Consider the following 19,468-nt stretch of genomic DNA (forward strand, 5'->3'; position numbering starts at 1 on the left):
TTTACAGTCTTTGCCAATGGGGTTTCCCTGAAGCGAAATCGCTGTATCGTCAAGACTTGTCTTTGGAATTAGTCCGCTTCTGCCTACCCGTCGCACCGGCTGTAATCCCTTGGAGAATTGACATATGAAATTGCTGTCCAGCTTGCTCCGCACCTTCATCAAGAACGGACGGATGTGCGTTTATGATGTGTCCGGTGCGTTGCATGAATTCGGATCCGGCGAGAACGGACCGACTGTCACAATCAGGCTGCATGACAAAAAACTTTACACGTCGCTGTTTCTCAATCCGGAGCTGGCAGCAGGCGAAGCCTACATGGACGGCACACTCACCATGGAGGAAGGGTCGACCTGCTACGATTTTTTGTTTCTGTTTTCGATCAACCGGGCACCATTGGGAGCGCATCCGGTCCAGGGGCTCCTTCGCAAGGGCTGGAAGGCTTTCCGCCGCCGCCAGCAAGCCAACAGCGTCGACAAAGCCAAGAAACAGGCGCGGCATCACTATGATCTCTCAACCGACCTCTACCGCCTGTTTCTCGATGACGGGATGAATTACTCCTGCGCCTATTACACAAGCCCGGACGACAGCCTTGAGGACGCCCAGGCGGCCAAACTGACACATCTGGTCGCAAAGCTCGACTTGAAACCGGGCATGGAAGTTCTCGAAATCGGCGGCGGCTGGGGGTCGCTCGCGATCCAAATGGCGAAGGCTGGCGCCAAGGTCACCTCGCTGAATGTATCGCCTGAGCAGGTAAAGATCGCCGAGGAACGCGTTCGCGAAGCCGGCGTTGAAGACAAGGTCACGTTTGTCCTCAAGGATTACCGGGAATTTGAAGGCCAGTTCGACCGGGTGATTTCCGTCGGCATGATGGAGCATGTAGGAATCGGTCACCAGGATGAGTATTTCGCCAAGGTGAAGGACTGCCTGACCGACAACGGCTTTGCCGTGATCCACTCGATCGGCCGCATGACCCCTCCAGGAACCACCGGTCCGTTCTTCCGCAAGTACATTTTCCCCGGCGGCTATGTCCCGGCGCTCTCGGAAGTCTTTGCATCGACCGAACGCCTTGGGCTATGGGTGTGCGACGCAGAAATCCTGCGCCTGCATTACTATTACACCTGCCGGGATTGGCGGGTCCGGTTCCTGGACAAGTGGCAGGAGGCAGCCGATCTTTATGATGAACGCTTCTGCCGGATGTGGGAATTCTATCTGTGTGCGGCGGAGCTCGGGTTCCTGCACGGATCGAACATGGTGATGCAGTTGCTTTTGTCGAAAGAGCGCGACGCCGTGCCGATCATCCGGGACTTTATCGTCGACAACGAACGGGAAATGAATGCCACGGGCTGAGGCCAAACCGGACAAGACCCGAAGGTCCAAACATGGGATCTTGACCTGGAAGGGTTTCCGCAGGCGGCTGGTGCAGCTTCTCGTGGTTCTCTTATTGGTGCCGCCGATCCTGACCGTGGTCTACTCTGTTGTGCCACCGGTCAGCACCTTGATGCTCGCCCGTTATGTGCAATTTCTCTGGGTGGACAGGCAATGGGTTCCGCTGGAAGACATATCGCCCAATCTGATCCGCTCGGTTATTGCGTCGGAAGACGGCAGGTTTTGCATCAGTCACGGGGTGGACTGGGGCGCCTTGCGGGAACAGGTCGAGGCGCTGAGTGAGGGTGAGCGTCCGCGTGGGGCCAGCACCATCACAATGCAGACCGCCAAGAACCTCTTTTTGTGGAATGACCGGTCCTACATCCGCAAGGGGATGGAAATTCCGCTCGCGCTCATGCTGGACGCGATCCTGACCAAAAAACGGATCCTGGAAATCTATTTGAATGTCGCCGAATGGGGTGAGGGGATATTTGGCGCCGAAGCCGCTGCCCACGCCTGGTTTGGCAAACCTGCCAAAGACTTGACCAGCCGGGAGGCAGCCCGGCTGGCAACTGCTCTACCCAATCCGCTTGGCCGCAACCCGGCCAAACCGTCAGCAGGACACCAGCGCCTGGCGTCCAAGAACGTCGCCCGCGTCCGCAGCGCCGGGCCAATTTTCGAATGTGTTCTGGGGAAATAATCACAAGCCCCTATCCGCTGGCCGGCATCCCGCCTATCAGGTCAAAAGAAAATTTCATCAATGGGGTGGCAAAACGCCGGCGTTGCCTGTATAACGCCGCGCATTCGAACACCTGCGTGCAGCCACGCCCCGGGCTTTCCCGGTCCGGGCCGCATGGGTATGGACCACGGAGAAAAACAAAATGGCCGTTCCAAAGAGAAAAACCTCGCGCATGAAGCGCGGTTTTCGCCGTTCTTCGGACGCCCTGAAACAGCCGACCTATGTCGAAGACAAGGATTCGGGCGAACTGCGTCGCCCGCATCACGTTGATCTGAAGACTGGCATGTACCGGGGCCGTCAGATCCTGTCCGCTAAGGACGACGCCTAAGACGGACATGCTTTCGGGCTGGTCCTGAAAGCAGCCGTGATCAGGTTGGATCGCCGTATGGCAAAACAAGATTGAGGCTGACCCTGTTCCGGCAGGTCGGCCTTTTTCTTTTTGGGGTCGAATAAGTGCCTCGGTTGGCTGCAGACTTCCACAGAGACTTTCCGGGCCGAAGTTGCTAGACCTTCTGCGAGGATTTTCTTGTTTCACACCGGAGTCGCCTGATGCGCCTGTTATCCGCTCTTCCGTTCACGCTGTTCGCTCTTTTGATCTACAACGGCTTTGCGTTCACTGCAGGCGCTACAGACCCTGATTTCTGGTCAACGCCGGTCCTCTCGATCGCAATGGTCTCCGGTGCCGACTTTCAGCTGCTCGCCAGCGATCTCCTGATCACGGCGGGCCTGTTCTTCTTGTTCATCGAAATCCTGAAAGCCACAAGGATCGGCAAGGCCGCGGTTGTCGATCACATGCTGTCCGTGCTGGTGTTCGTTGCCTTCCTGGTGGAGTTCCTGATTATTCCGCAGGCGGCAACGTCCGTGTTCTTCATCTTGATGGTGATTGCCCTGATCGACGTGATCGCAGGCTTTTCAATCTCGATCACCGGCGCCCGCCGCGACGTCGCCTTCGGCCACGGTGAGATGCATTAATTCAACTAGAAACAGCAGCGATTATCGAAGGCTTGATCAAGCCTCTTCTTCGTCCTCGACAATCGCATGTTTCTGAATCAGGGGAAGCTGGGTAAGGGTAAAAATCAGGGTGATCGGCATGACCCCGAAAACCTTGAAGCTGACCCAGAAGTCGGTCGAGAAACTGCGCCAGACGATCTCGTTGATCGCCGCCAGGACAAAGAAAAAGACACCCCAGCGGAAGGTCAGCTTGCGCCAGCCTTGGTCGGTCAATTTGAACGCGCTGTCGAACACATACCCGAGCAGGGCCTTGCCGAAGAACAGACCGCCGAGCAGGATGGCCCCGAACAGGCTGTTGACGATGGTCGGCTTCAACTTGATGAAAAGTTCATCGTGAAGCCACAAGGTCAGTGCGCCAAACACGATCACGACCACGCCGGAGACCAGCGGCATGATCGGCAAACGCTTCGTCAGAGAGAGTGAGACAACCAGCGAGATGGTGATCGCCACCATGAATGCGGCCGTTGCCAGAAAGATCGGTTCACCCACCGCTTTGAGGACCGGAAAACTCTCCGCAATTTGCTCACCCTTGGAATTGAAGAGAAAGAAAACGCCGAGCGGTCCCAACTCCAAGGCCAGCTTCAAGAGCGGCGACAGTTCCTTGCGGGACGGGTCATTCGGGGCGCGTTCCAATTCCATAAAGTCTCTCCGGTGCTCAGCTGTCCCGGAAATAGGGATAACCGGGGCGGCCGGTCAAGGCTTGGGGCTCGATAAAGCGCTCAAACCGTCCGGAAAGACACCATGGTCAAGGTTTTCGCCCCGAAACCAAATGGATATTCAAGTTGGCAAAACACCGGCCAGCACGGTCCCGCTCTTCAAGATCCTGCCAGAACCTTGCGTTTTCCGGTGACGTGATGACGCCTGCTTCGACACTGCGGGCCGTAATATCGCCAAGGACGCACATGCGGTTGAGGTCGGCCAAACTCTCGAACAACAGGGAATGCACACTGTGGTGGGTCAACTCCGTTTGCGTTCCGATCAAATCCACAAGGTCCCGGCCAATCCGCGGATTGACCAGGGCACATGCATAAACTGCGGCAATCTTTGTTGCGATCTCCGGGGCGCTCGAGGCAATCACAAAACTTCCCCAATCCGGCTCGGCCGCGCAGAGGATGCCGCCGGGCCTGACGATCCGGAGCATCTCGGCAATCGCCACCTCGGGCTCCGGGATGTGTTGCAGAGACCGGTCAATGCGAACGGCATCAAAGGCACCTGTGTCAGCGGCCAAGGCCTTGATGTCGCTTTGCTGGAAGTGGATGGAGGCATCGATGCCGCCTGCTGCGGCCTGAATGCGCGCCCTTGCCGAGGCAAGAAACTTGGCGCTCAGGTCAAAGCCTGTCACAGCCCCTCTTGGAACCAGCGCTTTCAGGTGCGGCAGGTCGAAACCAAGGCCACAGGCAACATCTGCAACGTGGCTCTCGGGCGACAGCTCCAATAGTCCATACGAGACCTCCTTGTAGGCCTGAAAACCTGGATGCGCAGCCATCAGGTGTAAGAGGCCTTCCAGATTTTCCAACTCCGAACCGGAAAACGCGTCTGCATTCTGGTAAGCTTGCGCAAGGAATTTCATAAATCACCGCCGCCCATAAAACGTATAAGGCAATCATTGCAAGTGAGAGTTGCGCGCGCAAGGGATTATCTTCTTATGGCTGGGAGCACGCCAACAGGTTTGCGCCGCCCTGCAACTGCCTTTGTCTACGCGGCGCTGACTTTTGCGATTGCGGTCGGTCCGGCAGCGGCCGTCACACCGATTGACTGGCCTGATCTCAAGGACCCGGCTGCCGCCCGGTATGAGGACCCTTTCGAAGCGCTCTACCTTTCCGAACTCAGGTCACTTGCAGCAGTTTACAGGATCCGAAATGGGCTGAAGAGCGGTGGGCTGACCCTTGAGGAGCGCGCCAAGCTGGAGCGCCGCCTGAAGGATGAGGAGGCCAAACTTGCCGCCGCAGGGATCCAGACCGATCAGCTTCTCGCCCAGCGCGATGAGGTCGCCAGGAAAAGAGCCGAAGCGCGTTTGAAGGGCAATTCGGATCTCGCAGGCAAAGATGTTGCAATCACCGGCTACATGATCCCGGTCTTGGATGAAACGGGCGCTGCGAAATACGGCTATCTCGTCTCTGGCTATGGCATGTGCAGTCATGTCCCGGCACCTGCGCCCAACCAGATCATCTTCTACAGGCTCGAAGAAGATTGGGCAGAGGCCGAACTCTATAAACCCGTTCTTCTGCAGGGCCGCCTGGATCTGAGTGTCTCAAGACAGACAATCAATCTTCTGGATGGCGATGTGACAATCACCGCATCCTTCGACATGGACGTCAGCGATATCCGGGCGCTGGAGCCGCAAAAAAGAGATGTCGGGGACCGCGGCTTCCGCTCCTTCACACGGTAGCCTTAACAGCAAAAAGGCGCCCGCAGGCGCCTTTTCGTCAGATTGAACCGTCAGGCTTTAAGCCATGTACTGGCCACCGTTGATGGTCATAACAGCGCCTGTCATGAAACCGGCCTTGTCGGAAGCCAGATAGACAACTGTCTCTGCAATTTCTTCCGGTTTGCCAAGTCGGCCAACCGGGATACCGCCAACGATGGATTCCAGGACCTTCTCCGGCATGGCTGCAACCATGTCGGTGCCGATGTAGCCCGGGCACACGCAGTTGACGGTGATGCCCTTGAAGGCGTTTTCCTGAGCCAGCGCCTTTGTAAAGCCGATCACACCGGCTTTTGCGGCGGAGTAGTTGGTCTGGCCCATCTGACCCTTTTGGCCGTTGATGGACGAGATGTTGATGATACGTCCGGAGCCCCGGCTGCGCATGCCGTTGATCACCGGGTGCGTCATGGTGAACATGGAATCAAGGTTGGTGGACATCACGGCCCGCCATTGATCGAAGTCCATCTTGTGGAACATGCCGTCACGCGTGATGCCGGCGTTGTTGACCAGAACTTCAACTGGACCGAGATCGCTTTCCACCTGGGCAATGCCGGCAGCGCAAGCGTCCGGATCGGAAACGTCCCACTTGTAAACATGAATGCCGGTCTCTGCCTTGAAGGCTTCAGCCTTCTCGGTGTTGCCGGCGTAAGTGGCCGCCACGGTGTAACCCGCTTCCTTCAATCCGCGTGAGATTGCCTCGCCAATACCGCGGGTGCCTCCGGTAACCAATGCCACCTTGCTCATGTATTCCCCTCCTGGTTTCCCCTCTACGGCCTTTCCGGCACGTTTGAGTTCATTACAAGTCTATTCCGGGATGTAGTCATGGCAGGGCGCCTCCTGCCCAACCATGACCAATGTCAAAGAAACCTCTCTATGGTTTCAGACTTTCGGGTAAGCCGTCTTAGCGCTCCAGGCACATGGCAACGCCCATGCCGCCGCCGATGCAGAGCGTGGCAAGGCCTTTCTTGGCGTCGCGGCGTACCATCTCGTGCAGCAAGGTGCAGAGAATGCGGGCACCGGACGCTCCGATCGGGTGACCGATCGCGATGGCACCGCCGTTGACGTTGACGATGTCCGGGTTCCAGCCCATGTCCTTGTTGACCGCACATGCCTGAGCAGCGAACGCTTCATTGGCTTCCACCAGATCCAGCTCTTCCGCGGACCAGCCGGCTTTTTCCAGCGCTTTGCGCGAGGCCGGGATCGGACCGGAGCCCATGATGGTCGGGTCAACACCGGCTGTGGCCCAAGAGGCGATCTTGGCAAGCGGGGTGAGGCCGCGCTTTTCAGCTTCCGCAGCGCTCATGACAACAAGGGCTGCGGCGCCGTCATTGATGCCCGACGCGTTCGCAGCGGTCACGGTGCCTTCCTTGTTAAAGGCCGGGCGAAGCTTTTGCATGGCGTCGATTGTCGCCCCATGGCGGATGTACTCGTCATCCTCGACAACGATGTCGCCCTTGCGGGTCTTCACCGTGAACGGGGTGATCTCGTCCTTGAACTTGCCGGCCTTCTGGGCAGCTTCCGCCTTGTTCTGGGAGGCAACGGCGAACTCGTCCTGCTGCTCACGCGTGATCTGCCATTTCTCGGCAACGTTCTCTGCGGTCTGGCCCATATGGTAGCCGTTGAACGCGTCCCACAAGCCGTCCTTGATCATGGTGTCGACCATCTTGTAGTCGCCCATTTTGTAGCCGGCACGCATCGGAGCGCAGTGCGGCGACATAGTCATGTTTTCCTGACCACCTGCGATCATGACGGTCGCATCACCGGTCTGGATTTGCTGCGCTGCAATCGCAACGGTGCGAAGACCTGAACCGCACACCTGATTGAGGCCCCACGCTGTTGCGCCGTCGGGAATGCCAGCGGCAATCGCAGCCTGCCGCGCCGGGTTTTGGCCCTGTCCGGCGGTCAGAACCTGTCCGAACACAACCTCATCCACATCCGCGCCATCGACCTTGGCCTGCTCCAGAGCAGCCTTGATGACATGCGCTCCAAGCTCATGTGCTGGCGTGTTTGCGAAAGATCCATTGAAAGACCCAACCGGGGTGCGGGTCGCACTGACAATAACAACGTCGGTGGAAGCGCTCATATTACTCTCCAAACTTCTGGCCGTCTGTTGGCCTTGGATGGGTGACCTCTTTCACGGCCTCCCTGAACCGTGACGATGAAGGGACTAGAACTTGCAGCGGGTAGTGTGTCAACCGTGACAACCCCTATGACGGTGTTGTTTTCGCTGTTGCGGCATTATCCTTTCGTCACTGCACATAAAAAGGCTGGCACGAGACAATACGATTGGCTTAGTCTCATAGTCGGAGGAGATGACAGGTCTGCGAAGACATTGTCGTCAATAGATAAACAGCCACTGCAGGCGCGCAGCTGCGGAATGAAAGGCGGAACCATCCGATGGCCAAGACCAGCGAGCCGACAATCATCAAGAAATACGCCAACCGGCGGCTCTACAATACCGGCACCAGCACCTATGTGACCCTTGAGGATCTTGCGGTGATGGTGAAGGGGGAGGAAGATTTTGTCGTTTATGATGCCAAGTCCGGGGACGACATCACCCGGTCTGTTCTGACCCAGATCATATTTGAGCAAGAAGCAAAAGGAACGAACCTTCTGCCTGTATCCTTCCTTCGGCAGCTGATCGGATTTTATGGAGACAGCATGCAGGGCCTCGTGCCCAGCTATCTGGAATACTCCATGACTTCGCTGACCAAGGAACAGGAAAAACTGCGCGCCCAGATGAGTGAAGCTTTCGGCGCGACCGCCTTCGACGCCATTGAAGATCAGGTCAAGCGCAATACGGAAATGTTTGAGCGGGCGATGAAAATGTTCATGCCGTTCCCAACCGGTGAAGGTTCGGCAGCTGCAGCGGCGGGTTCAGACAAGAAACCTGCGCAGCCAGAATCCAGCGACCTGGACGACATGAAACGGCAGCTGGAAGAAATGCAGAAGACGATCAGCAAACTGACTGACAAGCCCTGATCGGATCTCTTTCTGAAACGAAAAAGCGGCGGTCCATCTGAACTGCCGCTTTTGCTTATCTGATCAGCCGCAGTCTGCGACAAGTTTGACGGCCTCAATGCCGGCGACCGCACAGGCTTCATCGTTTTCGGACGTATCACCGGTGATGCCGACGGCGCCGAGGGTTTCACCGTCTTCGTTTTTCACCAGCACGCCACCCGGCACCGGAATGATCGCTCCGCCGGAGGCCCCGTTCAGGGCATTCACAAAATGCGGACGGGTTTCTGCGTTGGCGTTGAGCCAGCGTGTGCCTGTGCCCACCGCCAGTGCACCAACCGCTTTGCCGGTTGCGATCTGCGGACGCATGATGGAAGATCCGTCCTGGCGTTTCAGCGCAATCGCATGACCGCCCGCATCCAGAACCACCACCGTCAATGGCTTCAGGCTAAGTTCTGCTGCTTTTTCGAATGCGGCAGAAATGATGGTCTCTGCGGTTGAAAGTGTGAGTTTGCGCATTGAGCTCGTTCTCCTTAAGGTGCGGGCCAAGATTGCCAGCTTGCTAACAGAGCAGCCCGGCATGGAATAGAGTGTTTATTCAACAAGCATTTGCGGCCAATAGGAAACAATCGCCAGCCGCCATGGGGGGAATTCAGTGAAGCGGGACTTTCAAGCACCAGGCAGATCACCGGTATTTGCACGAGAAGCTGCTGTTGCGACCTCCCATCCGCTGGCGACTAGCGCCGCGATCGAAGTACTGCAAGATGGTGGCAATGCCGTTGATGCAGCCATTGCGGCTGCGGCCGTACAAGCTGTTGTTGAACCACATATGACCGGTATTGGCGGTGATTGCTTTGCACTCGTCACCGAGCCGGACGGCCGGCTCACCGGCTTCAACGGTTCTGGCGCGGCGCCGCGCGCCGCCAGCCCTGAAAAGCTTGCAGAGCTGGGCGTTTCTGAAATCACCGACACCTCGCCGCATGCAGTCACGGTACCGGGCGCAATCCGGGCTTGGGAAACGCTGCTGAAAGCGCATGGCACCCGCCAGTTCAAATCTCTGTTTAAACGCGCGATCGATTACGCGCGGGATGGCTTCCCCGTCGCACCGCGCGTTGCAAGCGACTGGCTAAAGAACGTTGACAAGCTGGCCGCTGATCCGGTCTCTGCAGCCCGGTACCTGGTCAAGGGCGCGGCGCCCGAAATTGGTCAGGTTCTGAAATACCCGCATCTTGCGGCGACACTCGAAGCTATTGGCGATGAAGGGGCAGACGCCTTCTATTCCGGCGCGATTGCAGAAGACATCGTTAGTGCGCTGGCCGCCAAGGGTGGCATCATGACAACCGATGATCTTGCTGCGTGCCATACAACGGCTGTTTCTCCGGTTGTCCGCGACTACAAGGGCCACGCGATTGCAGAGCTGCCGCCCAACGGTCAAGGCGTCATCGCGCTCATCATGTTGGGCATTCTGGAGCGCTTTCATCTTGAAAATCTCGACCCGTTCGGGACCCAGCGCTTCCACCTGGAAATGGAAGCCGCTCGCCTCGCCTATGCGGTCCGTGATCACTATGTCACCGACCCGGGCTATATGGACATCTGCCATACCCGGTTGATCGGCGAAGACTACATCGATCAGCTTGCGCAGCGCATTTCCATCGACAAACGGCAGACCGACATTGCCGAAACCAGCCTCGCGCCACAGACAGACACGATCTACCTCAGCATTGTCGACAAGGACGGATTGTCGGTCTCCTTCATCAATTCCCTGTTCAGCGATTTCGGCAGCGGCATCGTCGCACCGGTAAGCGGCGTCCTTCTGCATTGCCGAGGCCGCTCGTTCAAAGCGCAACCAGGCTTTGCCAACTCCATCGCTGGCGGCAAGCGTCCGATGCACACGATCATTCCAGCGGTGGCCTTGAAAAACGGCGCTCCGTGGCTCTCCTTCGGCGTCATGGGCGGCCACTATCAAGCCTGCGGTCATGCGCATTTGCTGACCAACATCATCGATTACGGCATGGATGTGCAGGCAGCGATCGACTTCCCCCGCATGTTCTTCGATCTGGAAACCCACGCCTTGCAAGCCGAACGCCTTGTTCCACCGTCCACCATTGAGGGTCTGAAGGCGCTTGGACATACGGTTGTACCAGCGCAGGGCGCGATTGGCGGAAGTCAGGCGATCATGATCGACAAGGCACGCCATGTCCTCACCGCAGGATCCGATCCGCGGAAAGACGGTCACGCGGCAGGGTATTGATCCAGAACATGTCTCTGGGCGGCCTGCGTCAGTAAATCTCCTTGAGCGAAACACGGTCCGGGTGCAGAAATGCACCTGGACGCGCCGATGACTTTTGGAGAATCTAAAATGTTGGGACTTTCCCGGCGCGAGCTGCTGGTTGGATCAGCGGCGACAGGTGCGGCCTTTGCAGCTGGCGGACTGGCAGCACGCGCTTCCAGCAGCCCAGATCACACGCTGACCATCTCTCCCTATGAACACAGCCTTCTGCCGGGAACCGTCACCCGTGACATGATGAGCTTTGCTCCAGACGGTCCGCCGCCTGTCTTGCGGATGCGACGGGGCGAGAAGGCCGTTGTTGACGTCCAGAACACTTTGGATGAGCCAAGCGTCGTGCACTGGCACGGCCTCAGGATCGCTAACGCGATGGACGGTGTGCCCTATCTGACCCAACATCCAATCGAAGCCGGGCAAACCTTTCGATATGAATTTACCCCGCCGGATGCAGGCACGTTCTGGTACCACCCGCATTGCAACACATTGGAGCAAATGGGCCGGGGCCTCACCGGTGTCCTGATTGTTGAAGAAGTCGAAGACCCGGGATTTGATCTGGATCTTCCGCTCAACATCCGGGATTTCCGTCTTGGCGGTGATGGTCAATTCATCGAAATGTTCAAAGCCCGCAACGCCGCGCGCGGCGGCACCTACGGGACAGTCTCCACGGTCAATTGGCAGGTTGATCCGGTCTATGAGGTGCCAGCAGGCAGTCTGGTGCGACTGAGATTGGCCGTGACCGATGTCACGCGAGTCGGAACGTTCGGCGTTGAAGGCGGTGTGACTCAAGTAATCGCGCTTGATTCCAATCCGCTCCCCGGACCAATGTCCGCAGAAAATATTCTGTTATCTCCCGGTCAGCGGGCTGACGTCGCCCTAAAAGTACCCGATGATGAGGGCCAAGACGTCACGGTGTTCCTGCGCCGGCCAAATGGCGACAAGGCACTGGCGCGTTTCAGGGCGACGGGCACAAGCGCCAACCGCCAACTGGCAGATCTCAAAGCTCTTCCAGCCAATCCGGTTCCGAGACCGGACCTTGCCAATGCAGAGGTGATCGATTTTGTTTTTGGCTGGTCGCCAGAAGGAGATGCCCCTCAAGCCAGTATTTGCGGATCTCTCGGCTATACGTTCTGGTCAATCAACCGCGAGGCCTGGCCAGGCGATGTGCCGGGGCCGCTTGATCCGCTGGCCCGGATGAAACTTGGCAAATCCTATGTCTTGCGGTTGCGCAATGAATCGCCCAATGCGCATCCGATCCACCTGCACGGCGTCTCGTTTCAGCTGCTTCGATCCAACAAACGCAAACTGCCGCCGCTCGTCACAGACACGGCTCTGTTGCTTGAGGAAGAAACGATGGAGGTCGCGCTTGTCGCGGACAATCCCGGCGACTGGGCCTTTCATTGCCACGTGATCGAACACCAGAAAACCGGGCTTGCCGGCTTCTTGAGAATTCAAGACTAGGTCACTGAAAGATCAGACAGAAAAAGAGACGCTCGGCACCGAACGCGCGGAGCGGTTGGCGGCGGCATAACTTTCCATCTGGTTCGACCGGTCAAGCGCTGTTTGGGCATATGCCTGATGGGTAATCAGCAGATGCGCGGTGCGCTCGGAATAAGCATGGGGCCTGGTTTCGACCGGTGTGGCAACAGCCGCTGGCGTAGCTTCTGTGCTGGTTGGAACAAATTCCGGCTGTGCGCGTGTTTCGCTATCGCCAACTGAGGGAACATCCGCCGCCGGACGCTGGCGGATTTTCGGTGGCCGAATGGCGATGATCGGTTGAACTTGCATTTGCATCTTCTCCGGTTTGGGCCAGTCCATGGCCAATCTGTTCGGAGGTCCGGGCTCTGTCCGGAACCAAGGTCACAATAGACCCTGTCCCGAAATGAAACTGTGTTTTCAGTCACAGTTTACCGTTCTGCTGAGATCCACACGCACGCGCTCCAAAAACGAAAAAGGCCCGGAGCAAAAGCTCCGGGCCAAGGTGTCCAGTGGTACGTCTGGAAACGTCGAACCTCACCGCTCCGTCTTCAGGACGTGACCGGCCCCCCGCTGGCGGGGAAGGGCAGCGGTCGCCCGGTAGGTGTTGACCCCGGTGAGGGGTTCTGTCTGCCTGCCGGACCTTGCCTGAAGCTCACCATCGCGGGTGGCGATCAAGTGAGCGAGAAAAATCGAATTCGGGCGATACCGGCCCGCAAAAGCATCCTGCTTGCGTTCAAGAACCGGCTCGAGCGGAACCGGCACATGCGAAGAAAAGGCCGTTCTGCGTTCGCTCTCCGTCTCACCGACAGAGGGACGCTTGCGCCTCACATTGGCACGGCCGGTTGATGTAACAGGGTTCACTCGCACGTTTTGACGCCTCATTGTGTCAGAATGGCACGCTTACCGCGGCTCTCCCTCTGACCTCGCAACTCATGTGCCAGTTTAACGAGACGTTAACCTTTTGTCCGCAGAAATCGGCCATTTCCGCCCTCAAAAAGTTAACAGCTTGATCAAATTTAGGACATTTCAGGCGAAAAACGGGGATTGTGGTGGAAACAACAATCTCGTCTTGAAACTTTGCGTTTCGATTTTCCGGTAGTGATTCCCAAGTTGGAAAACCATGTGTTTCCCGAATTCACCCGGTCATGTTTCCATGATTGTGGCCAAAGCGTCCCGGTTGTTTAGCCCGAAAAACGCTCCCGGTAGGCCTGGGGACTGACACCAAACCGGCGCTGGAACGCCTGCCGTAGGGTTTCTTCCGTACCGAAACCGCTGCGGCTTGCAGCTTGCGCAACCGGGCGGTCCTGCTCAAGCAGCTGACGGGCCTGATCGAGCCGCAACTCTTCTAAAGTGCGCATCGGGCTGCGGCCGGTTTCCTTTTTATAGTGACGGGACAGTGTGCGCGGGCTCATGACCGCCTGTTCGGCCATGTCATTCAGGGTAATAGGGTTCTGGAGGTTCTCGATCATCCAGGAATGCAGCTGATCAAAGCGGCCACTGTCGTTTTGAAGTGTTAACGCGGCACTGAATTGGGATTGCCCGCCAGGACGTTTCAAAAACACGACCAACTGCCTGGCAACTTGCAGTGCCAGTTCCCGGCCGAGATCTTCTTGAACCAGAGCAAGGGCAAGATCTATTCCGGCCGTCACGCCTGCAGACGTCCAAATGCTGCCGTCCTGAACATAGATCGGATCGGCTTTCAGCCGGACTTCCGGAAACCTACGTTTGAACTCGGCACACCGCTGCCAATGCGTTGCGGCCTGTTTGCCATCTAGAAATCCGGCTGTCGCCAGCAGAAACGCACCACTGCACACGGAGGCAATCCTCCGGGCATTGGCGGCCCGAGCGGTCAGCCAGCCGAGAATATCCGCGTCTTCACACAGGCGGTCGATCCCGTATCCGCCTGGAACCAGAAGCGTATCGATGGCGCTGACGTCTTCCGGCAACGGATTTGCGAGAAGAGCAAGACCGCTGGAACTCTTCACCGGAGAAGTCGCCGACACCGTTTCAATTTCATAGGCTGCGGGTTTTCCGGCCGCGACCAGCTGTTCATTGGCCGAGGCAAACACCTGCATCGGCCCGGTGATGTCCAGCACCTGGACCGCGTCATAAGCAAGGATTTCAATGCGGCGTGTCATTTGGCGTAATCCTTGGGGTAATTGTCCAGATCGCCAGATGGTGGGCTGCTATCACGGGCCTGTCAACATGGAGGCTCTCATGACCCTGTCTTTCGGAATTCTTATCTTTCCAAATGTTCAGTTGCTGGATGTTGCGGGACCAAACGATGCTTTTGCTGCCGTGCCGGGCGCGAAAGTTCATCTGATCTGGAAAAACTGTGACCCGGTGACAACGACCAGCGGTATGGAAATCCAGGCCAATACAACGTTTTCAGAGTGTCCGGACCTTGATGTCCTGTGCATTCCGGGCGGCGGCGGCGTCAACCCGTTGCTGCAGGACGAAGAGGTGCTCGGCTTTGTGCGCGGCGCGGCGGCAAACGCGCGATACATAACCTCCGTTTGCACCGGATCGCTGGTTCTTGGCCGGGCCGGGCTTCTGAAAGGCAAACGCGCCACAAGCCATTGGAACGCGGTCGACTTCCTGCCGCAACTGGGCGCCATCCCGGTCCGGGAACGGGTGGTGAAAGACGGCAACCTCTATACGGCCGGCGGCATCACCTCAGGAATTGATTTCGGACTGGAAATCCTTGCCGAGCTTCTCGGAGAAGAAGAGGCACGCACCGTCCAGCTCGCGATTGAATACGCCCCGGCCCCGCCCTTCTCATCCGGCACTCCGGACGAAGCGGCACCGGAAGTCATTGCCGAGGCACGAAAGCGCATGGCGCACTCCCGCCAAGAGCGGCTGGACCTTCTTGGCGAACCAGCCTGACGGTTGTTTTGGCCTTTAAACACATCCGATCTGTGCTTTTGCCGTCCCGGACCCGATCCGGGATCAGCCCCCTAAATTGGTCCCGGCTCGAGGTCCAGACAGCAACGGCACGACCATAACGATCAACCCAACTATAATCGCTCCTGCGAGCCGCTCCTGCATCCGCCTGATTGGAAGAATGCGATCTGATTCGCGTAACTTTTAGAGTATTGCTCGGAGTGAACAGCGGTATGTGTCCCCTGATCTGGTCAAAAACCGGCAGGCACCGGACAGCTCCTGCCGATTTTAACCAACGTCATCCCGACGTTGCGAAAGACACCTAAGTATCTGTATCCAATGAACAGATCGGTGTGTTTCCGTACTCGGCAGTCCGAAAAAATACGTCGGCTCTCCGACGATCGAGGAACATCGCAAATAATCGATCGCCAATTGTCTCCTGTCAGACTTGGGTAAGTCAGCTTCAAGTATGGTATCAGTGATATTTATGCGATGACGTAAGCGTGTTTGGCAGTTTGACCTTGGATCATTCGGATTGATGGAGATTGATATGACACCAAAACGGGCCGCACTGCGAATGGTGGCGATTGTTGCCGGTGCGATGATGGCAACACCGGCCTTGGCCGCATCTTGTATCACCAGCAAGGGGCAATTTGGCGCCTACAAACAGCAACTCGCCCAACAAGCTGCAGCGTCAGGTGTCAAGAAACGCGGTCTGCAAGCGCTGCAACAGGCAAAGCTGTCCGGTATCACATGGCGGTTTGAATCAAACCCAGCGTCACAATCCAGCATGCGCTATCGCAGTCCTGAACAGTTCCTGAAGAGCCGCTTCTCAAGCGTGAATACGTTTGTTTCCGGCGCCAAACGCAAACTCCAGCAGAACGCCAGACTGTTTAAGTCTATTGAGCAACGTTACGGGGTCCCGGGATCTATCCTCGTTGCAATCTGGGGATATGAAACGAATTGGGGCGGGTATACCGGCAACACACCTATTGTCAGCGGCGCTGTTACCCTCGCCTCCTATTGCCGTCGTCATCCGCGCTTTGAGGACGATGCCATCGCTGCGCTTCAACTGGTTGATCGGGGCTTGATCACCGGCAACAGCCGCGGCGGACCGTCGGGTGAACTCGGGCACATGCAGTTTCTGGCGGGCAACTGGGTACGCTTTGCCGTCGACGGAAATCGCGACGGCCGTGCAGATCCCAACAATGCAGCCGACGCGCTTGCAACGGCAGCAAACATGCTTCGCCGCAATGGGTGGCGGGCCGGACGGTCTTTTGCGGACGGGTCTGCCAATTTCCGGGTTCTCTCAACCTGGAACGACAGCGGCAACTATCAACGCGCCATCGCCTATGCGGCTGGCTTGATCGACCAATAAGCCTGGTTCTGACGCAATAACCCTCAACAAATAAAACCGGGCGCTTAAAAGCGCCCGGTTTTTCATGTCCGATTTATGAGAGCCGGAGCGACCCTGAGATCGCTCCGGATGCAGATATCTCAGTTTGTTACCAGGTTCCGCAGGACATAGTGCAGGATACCGCCGGCCTTGATGTATTCCAGCTCGTCTTCGGTATCGACGCGGCACAGGCATTCGATGGTTTTGCTGGTGCCGTCCTCGTAGGTCACTTCCACATCCATCATCTGACGCGGCTGGATGTCGGCTATGCCCTTGATCGTCACGCTTTCCTTGCCGGTGATGTTGTGCGACTGCCAGCTTTCTCCCTCTTTGAAGGTCAGCGGGATGACGCCCATTCCGACAAGGTTGGAACGGTGAATGCGCTCAAAGGACTGGGCGATGACGGCACGCACACCTAATAGCTTGGTGCCTTTCGCGGCCCAGTCGCGGGATGAACCGGTGCCGTATTCCTTGCCGGCGAACACCACCAGCGGACGGCCCGCTTCCTGGTATTCCATGCAGGCGTCGTAGATCCACTTTTGCTGACCGTCCTTCATGGTGACGCCGCCTTCAACACCCGGAACCATCTGGTTCTTGATCCGGATATTGGCGAAGGTGCCGCGCATCATGACCTGGTGGTTGCCGCGCCGCGAGCCATAGGAATTAAAATCCTTGCGGGCGACCTGATGCTCGGAAAGGTACTGACCTGCCGGGCTGTTTTCCTTGATAGCACCGGCCGGTGAGATGTGGTCGGTTGTAATCGAATCCAGGAACAGCCCCATGACCGCCGCGTTCTCGATGTCCTCAAGCGGCTTCGGCTCCATGGTCATGCCTTCAAAATAAGGCGGGTTCTGCACATAGGTGGACCCGGCCGGCCAGCCATAAGTCATGCCGCCTTCGACCTTAATCGCCTGCCAGTGCTCGTCCCCCTTGAAGACGTCGGAGTAGCGTTCGCGGAACATCTCTTCGGTGATCGAAGAGCGGATTAGCGCGGTGATCTCTTCCGTGGTCGGCCACAGGTCCTTGAGATAGACCGGGTTGCCGTCGCGGTCTTCACCGAGCGGGTCCTCTGCCACATTGATGTGCATAGATCCGGCCAGTGCGTAAGCGACCACCAGCGGCGGCGAGGCCAAATAGTTGGCGCGCACATCCGGGTTTACCCGGCCCTCGAAGTTGCGGTTGCCGGACAGAACAGAACAGGCGACCAGGTCATTGTCGTTGATGGTCTTGGAAATCGCCGGATCGAGTGGGCCGGAGTTGCCAATACAGGTGGTGCAGCCATAACCGGTCAGGTTGAAGCCGAGCGCATCCAGGTCCTTCTGGACATCGGCCTTTTCCAGATAGTCGGTGACCACTTGCGAGCCCGGGGCCAGCGAGGTTTTTACCCACGGCTTCACCTTGAGACCTTTTTCCAGCGCCTTTCGGGCAACCAGCCCAGCGCCGATCAGAACAGATGGGTTGGAGGTGTTGGTGCAAGAAGTGATCGCGGCAATCACCACATCGCCCTCAGCGAGGCCATGATCTTTACCCTCGACGACATAACGCTGGTGCGCCTTGTCGAGAACGCCTGTTGCGCCCTCGTCGACAAACCGGGATTCTGGTGTGGATGCTGGCACTGCGCCAGCACCGCCGGTCCCCTTAATTTCTTTCAGCGCCTTGGCAAACTCCGGTGCGGCTTCAGACAAAGTTACCCGGTCTTGCGGACGCTTCGGGCCGGCAAGCGAAGGCACGACGGTAGAAATATCGAGCTCCAGGGTGTCCGTGAAGGCCGGTTCTTCCGAGCCCTCGCGGAACATGCCCTGGGCTTTGGCGTATTCTTCGACCAGCGCGACGCGGTCCTTGTCACGGCCGGTCGCTTCCAGATATTTCAGCGTGTCACTGTCCACGGGGAAGAAGCCGCATGTCGCGCCGTATTCCGGCGCCATGTTGGCGATGGTCGCTGCATCTTCCAGGGACAAGTTGTCGAGGCCTGGACCATAGAATTCCACGAATTTACCGACCACGCCCTTGGCGCGCAGCATCTGGACGACTGTCAGAACCAGGTCGGTGGCGGTAATACTCTCGTTCAGCTTTCCGGTCAGCTTGAAGCCTATGACTTCCGGGATCAGCATGGAGATCGGCTGGCCGAGCATAGCCGCTTCCGCCTCGATGCCGCCAACGCCCCAGCCAAGGACTGCAAGGCCGTTCACCATGGTGGTGTGGCTGTCTGTGCCGACCAGCGTGTCCGGATAGGCGATCTCCTCGCCGTTTTCCTGTTTCGTCCAGACGGTCTGGGCGAGATATTCCAGGTTCACCTGGTGGCAGATACCGGTACCCGGTGGCACAGCGCGGAAGTTATCAAACGCGGATTGGCCCCAACGCAGGAACTCGTAGCGTTCGCCATTGCGCTCGTATTCCAGTTCCACGTTTTTCTGAAACGCGTCGCCGGTGCCGAAATAGTCAACCATGACCGAGTGGTCGATCACGAGATCCACCGGCACCTGCGGATTGACCTTCTGCGGATCACCGCCAAGCTTCACTGCCGCATCGCGCATGGCGGCAAGGTCAACGACAGCCGGAACACCGGTAAAGTCCTGCATCAGGACGCGCGCTGGCCGGTAGGAGATTTCGTGCGTGGAGTTGCGCGTCTTAAGCCACTCGGCGCAGGCCAGAATGTCGTCTTTCGTCACCGTGCGCCCGTCTTCAAAACGCAGCAGGTTTTCTAGAACAACCTTCAGTGAAAACGGCAACTTGGATACACCCTCAAGGCCGTTTTTCTCAGCCTCGGGAATGGAATAATAGGTGTAGTTCTTGCCACCGGCTGTGAGGGTTTTCTTACAGTTGAAACTGTCGAGGGACTGGGTCACGACGTGTGGTCTCCTTCGCATCCATGGCAGCCTCGCCGCGTCTTGCCGGCCGCCGGTCTACACATTTTGCAGGCCCCTTGAGAA

Annotated in this window: 19 protein-coding genes; 10 read left to right on the plus strand and 9 right to left on the minus strand. The window is 57.6% G+C overall.

What is annotated here, in order from left to right:
* The first annotated feature begins 124 nt into the window (after positions 1-124).
* From RBB44_RS19085 to RBB44_RS19100, 4 genes are all read left to right on the plus strand, one after another.
* Entirely contained in the window at positions 125-1,345 is a 1,221-nt protein-coding gene (locus RBB44_RS19085) for a cyclopropane-fatty-acyl-phospholipid synthase family protein (protein WP_306149313.1), read from the plus strand.
* Positions 1,332-2,063, plus strand: a complete 732-nt coding sequence (gene mtgA / locus RBB44_RS19090) for a monofunctional biosynthetic peptidoglycan transglycosylase (RefSeq protein ID WP_306149312.1) — start codon at positions 1,332-1,334, stop codon at positions 2,061-2,063. The genes RBB44_RS19085 and mtgA overlap by 14 nt, the downstream gene beginning before the upstream one ends.
* 181 nt (positions 2,064-2,244) lie before the next feature.
* Entirely contained in the window at positions 2,245-2,430 is a 186-nt protein-coding gene (gene rpmF / locus RBB44_RS19095) for a 50S ribosomal protein L32 (protein ID WP_008193743.1), read from the plus strand.
* Positions 2,431-2,651: 221 nt separating this feature from the next.
* Complete coding sequence (locus RBB44_RS19100; protein WP_306149311.1) at positions 2,652-3,074, plus strand: hypothetical protein; 423 nt, start codon at positions 2,652-2,654, stop codon at positions 3,072-3,074.
* 36 nt (positions 3,075-3,110) lie between these two features.
* On the opposite strand, the gene RBB44_RS19105 is transcribed toward RBB44_RS19100, so the two are convergent.
* Both RBB44_RS19105 and RBB44_RS19110 read right to left on the minus strand, forming a co-directional pair.
* Positions 3,111-3,752, minus strand: a complete 642-nt coding sequence (locus RBB44_RS19105) for a septation protein A (protein WP_306149310.1) — start codon at positions 3,750-3,752, stop codon at positions 3,111-3,113.
* Positions 3,753-3,858: 106 nt separating this feature from the next.
* Positions 3,859-4,683, minus strand: coding sequence for a methyltransferase domain-containing protein (locus RBB44_RS19110; RefSeq protein WP_306149309.1), 825 nt, complete (start codon positions 4,681-4,683; stop codon positions 3,859-3,861).
* A 75-nt stretch (positions 4,684-4,758) separates the two neighbouring features.
* Here RBB44_RS19110 and RBB44_RS19115 point away from each other — a divergent pair, with 75 nt between their 5' ends.
* On the plus strand, positions 4,759-5,502 hold the full coding sequence (locus tag RBB44_RS19115; protein ID WP_306149308.1) for a DUF3299 domain-containing protein: 744 nt from the start codon (positions 4,759-4,761) through the stop codon (positions 5,500-5,502).
* A 57-nt stretch (positions 5,503-5,559) separates the two neighbouring features.
* Here the strand turns inward: RBB44_RS19115 and phbB are convergent, their stop codons facing one another.
* On the minus strand, positions 5,560-6,282 hold the full coding sequence (phbB, locus tag RBB44_RS19120) for an acetoacetyl-CoA reductase (protein WP_055671741.1): 723 nt from the start codon (positions 6,280-6,282) through the stop codon (positions 5,560-5,562).
* A 157-nt stretch (positions 6,283-6,439) separates the two neighbouring features.
* A complete protein-coding gene (locus RBB44_RS19125; protein WP_306149307.1) occupies positions 6,440-7,621 on the minus strand; it encodes an acetyl-CoA C-acetyltransferase in 1,182 nt (393 codons plus the stop codon).
* 314 nt (positions 7,622-7,935) lie between these two features.
* Here RBB44_RS19125 and phaR point away from each other — a divergent pair, with 314 nt between their 5' ends.
* Positions 7,936-8,520, plus strand: a complete 585-nt coding sequence (gene phaR, locus RBB44_RS19130) for a polyhydroxyalkanoate synthesis repressor PhaR (RefSeq protein WP_133952586.1) — start codon at positions 7,936-7,938, stop codon at positions 8,518-8,520.
* Between the two features lie 63 nt (positions 8,521-8,583).
* On the opposite strand, the gene RBB44_RS19135 is transcribed toward phaR, so the two are convergent.
* Positions 8,584-9,015 (minus strand): heme-binding protein, encoded by a 432-nt coding sequence (locus RBB44_RS19135; RefSeq protein WP_306149306.1) that lies wholly within the window; start codon positions 9,013-9,015, stop codon positions 8,584-8,586.
* A gap of 136 nt (positions 9,016-9,151) precedes the next feature.
* On the opposite strand from RBB44_RS19135, the gene ggt reads away from it, so the two are divergent.
* A complete protein-coding gene (gene ggt / locus RBB44_RS19140; RefSeq protein ID WP_306149305.1) occupies positions 9,152-10,747 on the plus strand; it encodes a gamma-glutamyltransferase in 1,596 nt (531 codons plus the stop codon).
* 108 nt (positions 10,748-10,855) lie between these two features.
* Positions 10,856-12,241: a multicopper oxidase family protein gene (locus tag RBB44_RS19145; RefSeq protein ID WP_306149304.1), complete on the plus strand. Its 1,386-nt coding sequence runs from the start codon at positions 10,856-10,858 to the stop codon at positions 12,239-12,241.
* Between the two features lie 12 nt (positions 12,242-12,253).
* Here RBB44_RS19145 and RBB44_RS19150 read toward each other — a convergent pair whose 3' ends face one another.
* The 3 genes from RBB44_RS19150 to RBB44_RS19160 form a co-directional block, all read right to left on the minus strand.
* A complete protein-coding gene (locus RBB44_RS19150; protein ID WP_306149303.1) occupies positions 12,254-12,568 on the minus strand; it encodes a hypothetical protein in 315 nt (104 codons plus the stop codon).
* A gap of 225 nt (positions 12,569-12,793) precedes the next feature.
* Positions 12,794-13,126, minus strand: coding sequence for a hypothetical protein (locus RBB44_RS19155; RefSeq protein WP_209002602.1), 333 nt, complete (start codon positions 13,124-13,126; stop codon positions 12,794-12,796).
* A 314-nt stretch (positions 13,127-13,440) separates the two neighbouring features.
* Positions 13,441-14,397 carry a GlxA family transcriptional regulator gene (locus RBB44_RS19160; protein ID WP_306149302.1) on the minus strand — a complete coding sequence of 319 codons (957 nt, stop codon included), beginning with the start codon at positions 14,395-14,397 and terminating at the stop codon, positions 13,441-13,443.
* A 79-nt stretch (positions 14,398-14,476) separates the two neighbouring features.
* On the opposite strand from RBB44_RS19160, the gene RBB44_RS19165 reads away from it, so the two are divergent.
* Both RBB44_RS19165 and RBB44_RS19170 read left to right on the plus strand, forming a co-directional pair.
* On the plus strand, positions 14,477-15,145 hold the full coding sequence (locus RBB44_RS19165) for a DJ-1/PfpI family protein (protein WP_306149301.1): 669 nt from the start codon (positions 14,477-14,479) through the stop codon (positions 15,143-15,145).
* A 547-nt stretch (positions 15,146-15,692) separates the two neighbouring features.
* Complete coding sequence (locus RBB44_RS19170) at positions 15,693-16,520, plus strand: lytic murein transglycosylase (RefSeq protein ID WP_306149300.1); 828 nt, start codon at positions 15,693-15,695, stop codon at positions 16,518-16,520.
* Between the two features lie 119 nt (positions 16,521-16,639).
* Here RBB44_RS19170 and acnA read toward each other — a convergent pair whose 3' ends face one another.
* Positions 16,640-19,384, minus strand: coding sequence for an aconitate hydratase AcnA (acnA, locus tag RBB44_RS19175; RefSeq protein WP_306149299.1), 2,745 nt, complete (start codon positions 19,382-19,384; stop codon positions 16,640-16,642).
* Positions 19,385-19,468: the final 84 nt, after the last annotated feature.

Origin of the sequence: Roseibium sp. MMSF_3247, from assembly GCF_030733765.1 — a bacterium.
Taxonomy (GTDB): Bacteria; Pseudomonadota; Alphaproteobacteria; order Rhizobiales; family Stappiaceae; genus Roseibium.

Coding starts and splice junctions, on each gene's coding strand:
- RBB44_RS19125 (WP_306149307.1), bottom strand. CDS start 7,621: ATGAGCGCTTCCACCGACGTTGTTATTGTCAGTGCGACCCGCACCCCG.
- RBB44_RS19165 (WP_306149301.1), top strand. CDS start 14,477: ATGACCCTGTCTTTCGGAATTCTTATCTTTCCAAATGTTCAGTTGCTG.
- mtgA (WP_306149312.1), top strand. CDS start 1,332: ATGCCACGGGCTGAGGCCAAACCGGACAAGACCCGAAGGTCCAAACAT.
- RBB44_RS19115 (WP_306149308.1), top strand. CDS start 4,759: ATGGCTGGGAGCACGCCAACAGGTTTGCGCCGCCCTGCAACTGCCTTT.
- RBB44_RS19145 (WP_306149304.1), top strand. CDS start 10,856: ATGTTGGGACTTTCCCGGCGCGAGCTGCTGGTTGGATCAGCGGCGACA.
- RBB44_RS19160 (WP_306149302.1), bottom strand. CDS start 14,397: ATGACACGCCGCATTGAAATCCTTGCTTATGACGCGGTCCAGGTGCTG.
- phbB (WP_055671741.1), bottom strand. CDS start 6,282: ATGAGCAAGGTGGCATTGGTTACCGGAGGCACCCGCGGTATTGGCGAG.
- RBB44_RS19100 (WP_306149311.1), top strand. CDS start 2,652: ATGCGCCTGTTATCCGCTCTTCCGTTCACGCTGTTCGCTCTTTTGATC.
- RBB44_RS19085 (WP_306149313.1), top strand. CDS start 125: ATGAAATTGCTGTCCAGCTTGCTCCGCACCTTCATCAAGAACGGACGG.
- RBB44_RS19135 (WP_306149306.1), bottom strand. CDS start 9,015: ATGCGCAAACTCACACTTTCAACCGCAGAGACCATCATTTCTGCCGCA.
- RBB44_RS19110 (WP_306149309.1), bottom strand. CDS start 4,683: ATGAAATTCCTTGCGCAAGCTTACCAGAATGCAGACGCGTTTTCCGGT.
- phaR (WP_133952586.1), top strand. CDS start 7,936: ATGGCCAAGACCAGCGAGCCGACAATCATCAAGAAATACGCCAACCGG.
- RBB44_RS19105 (WP_306149310.1), bottom strand. CDS start 3,752: ATGGAATTGGAACGCGCCCCGAATGACCCGTCCCGCAAGGAACTGTCG.
- rpmF (WP_008193743.1), top strand. CDS start 2,245: ATGGCCGTTCCAAAGAGAAAAACCTCGCGCATGAAGCGCGGTTTTCGC.
- RBB44_RS19170 (WP_306149300.1), top strand. CDS start 15,693: ATGACACCAAAACGGGCCGCACTGCGAATGGTGGCGATTGTTGCCGGT.
- RBB44_RS19150 (WP_306149303.1), bottom strand. CDS start 12,568: ATGCAAGTTCAACCGATCATCGCCATTCGGCCACCGAAAATCCGCCAG.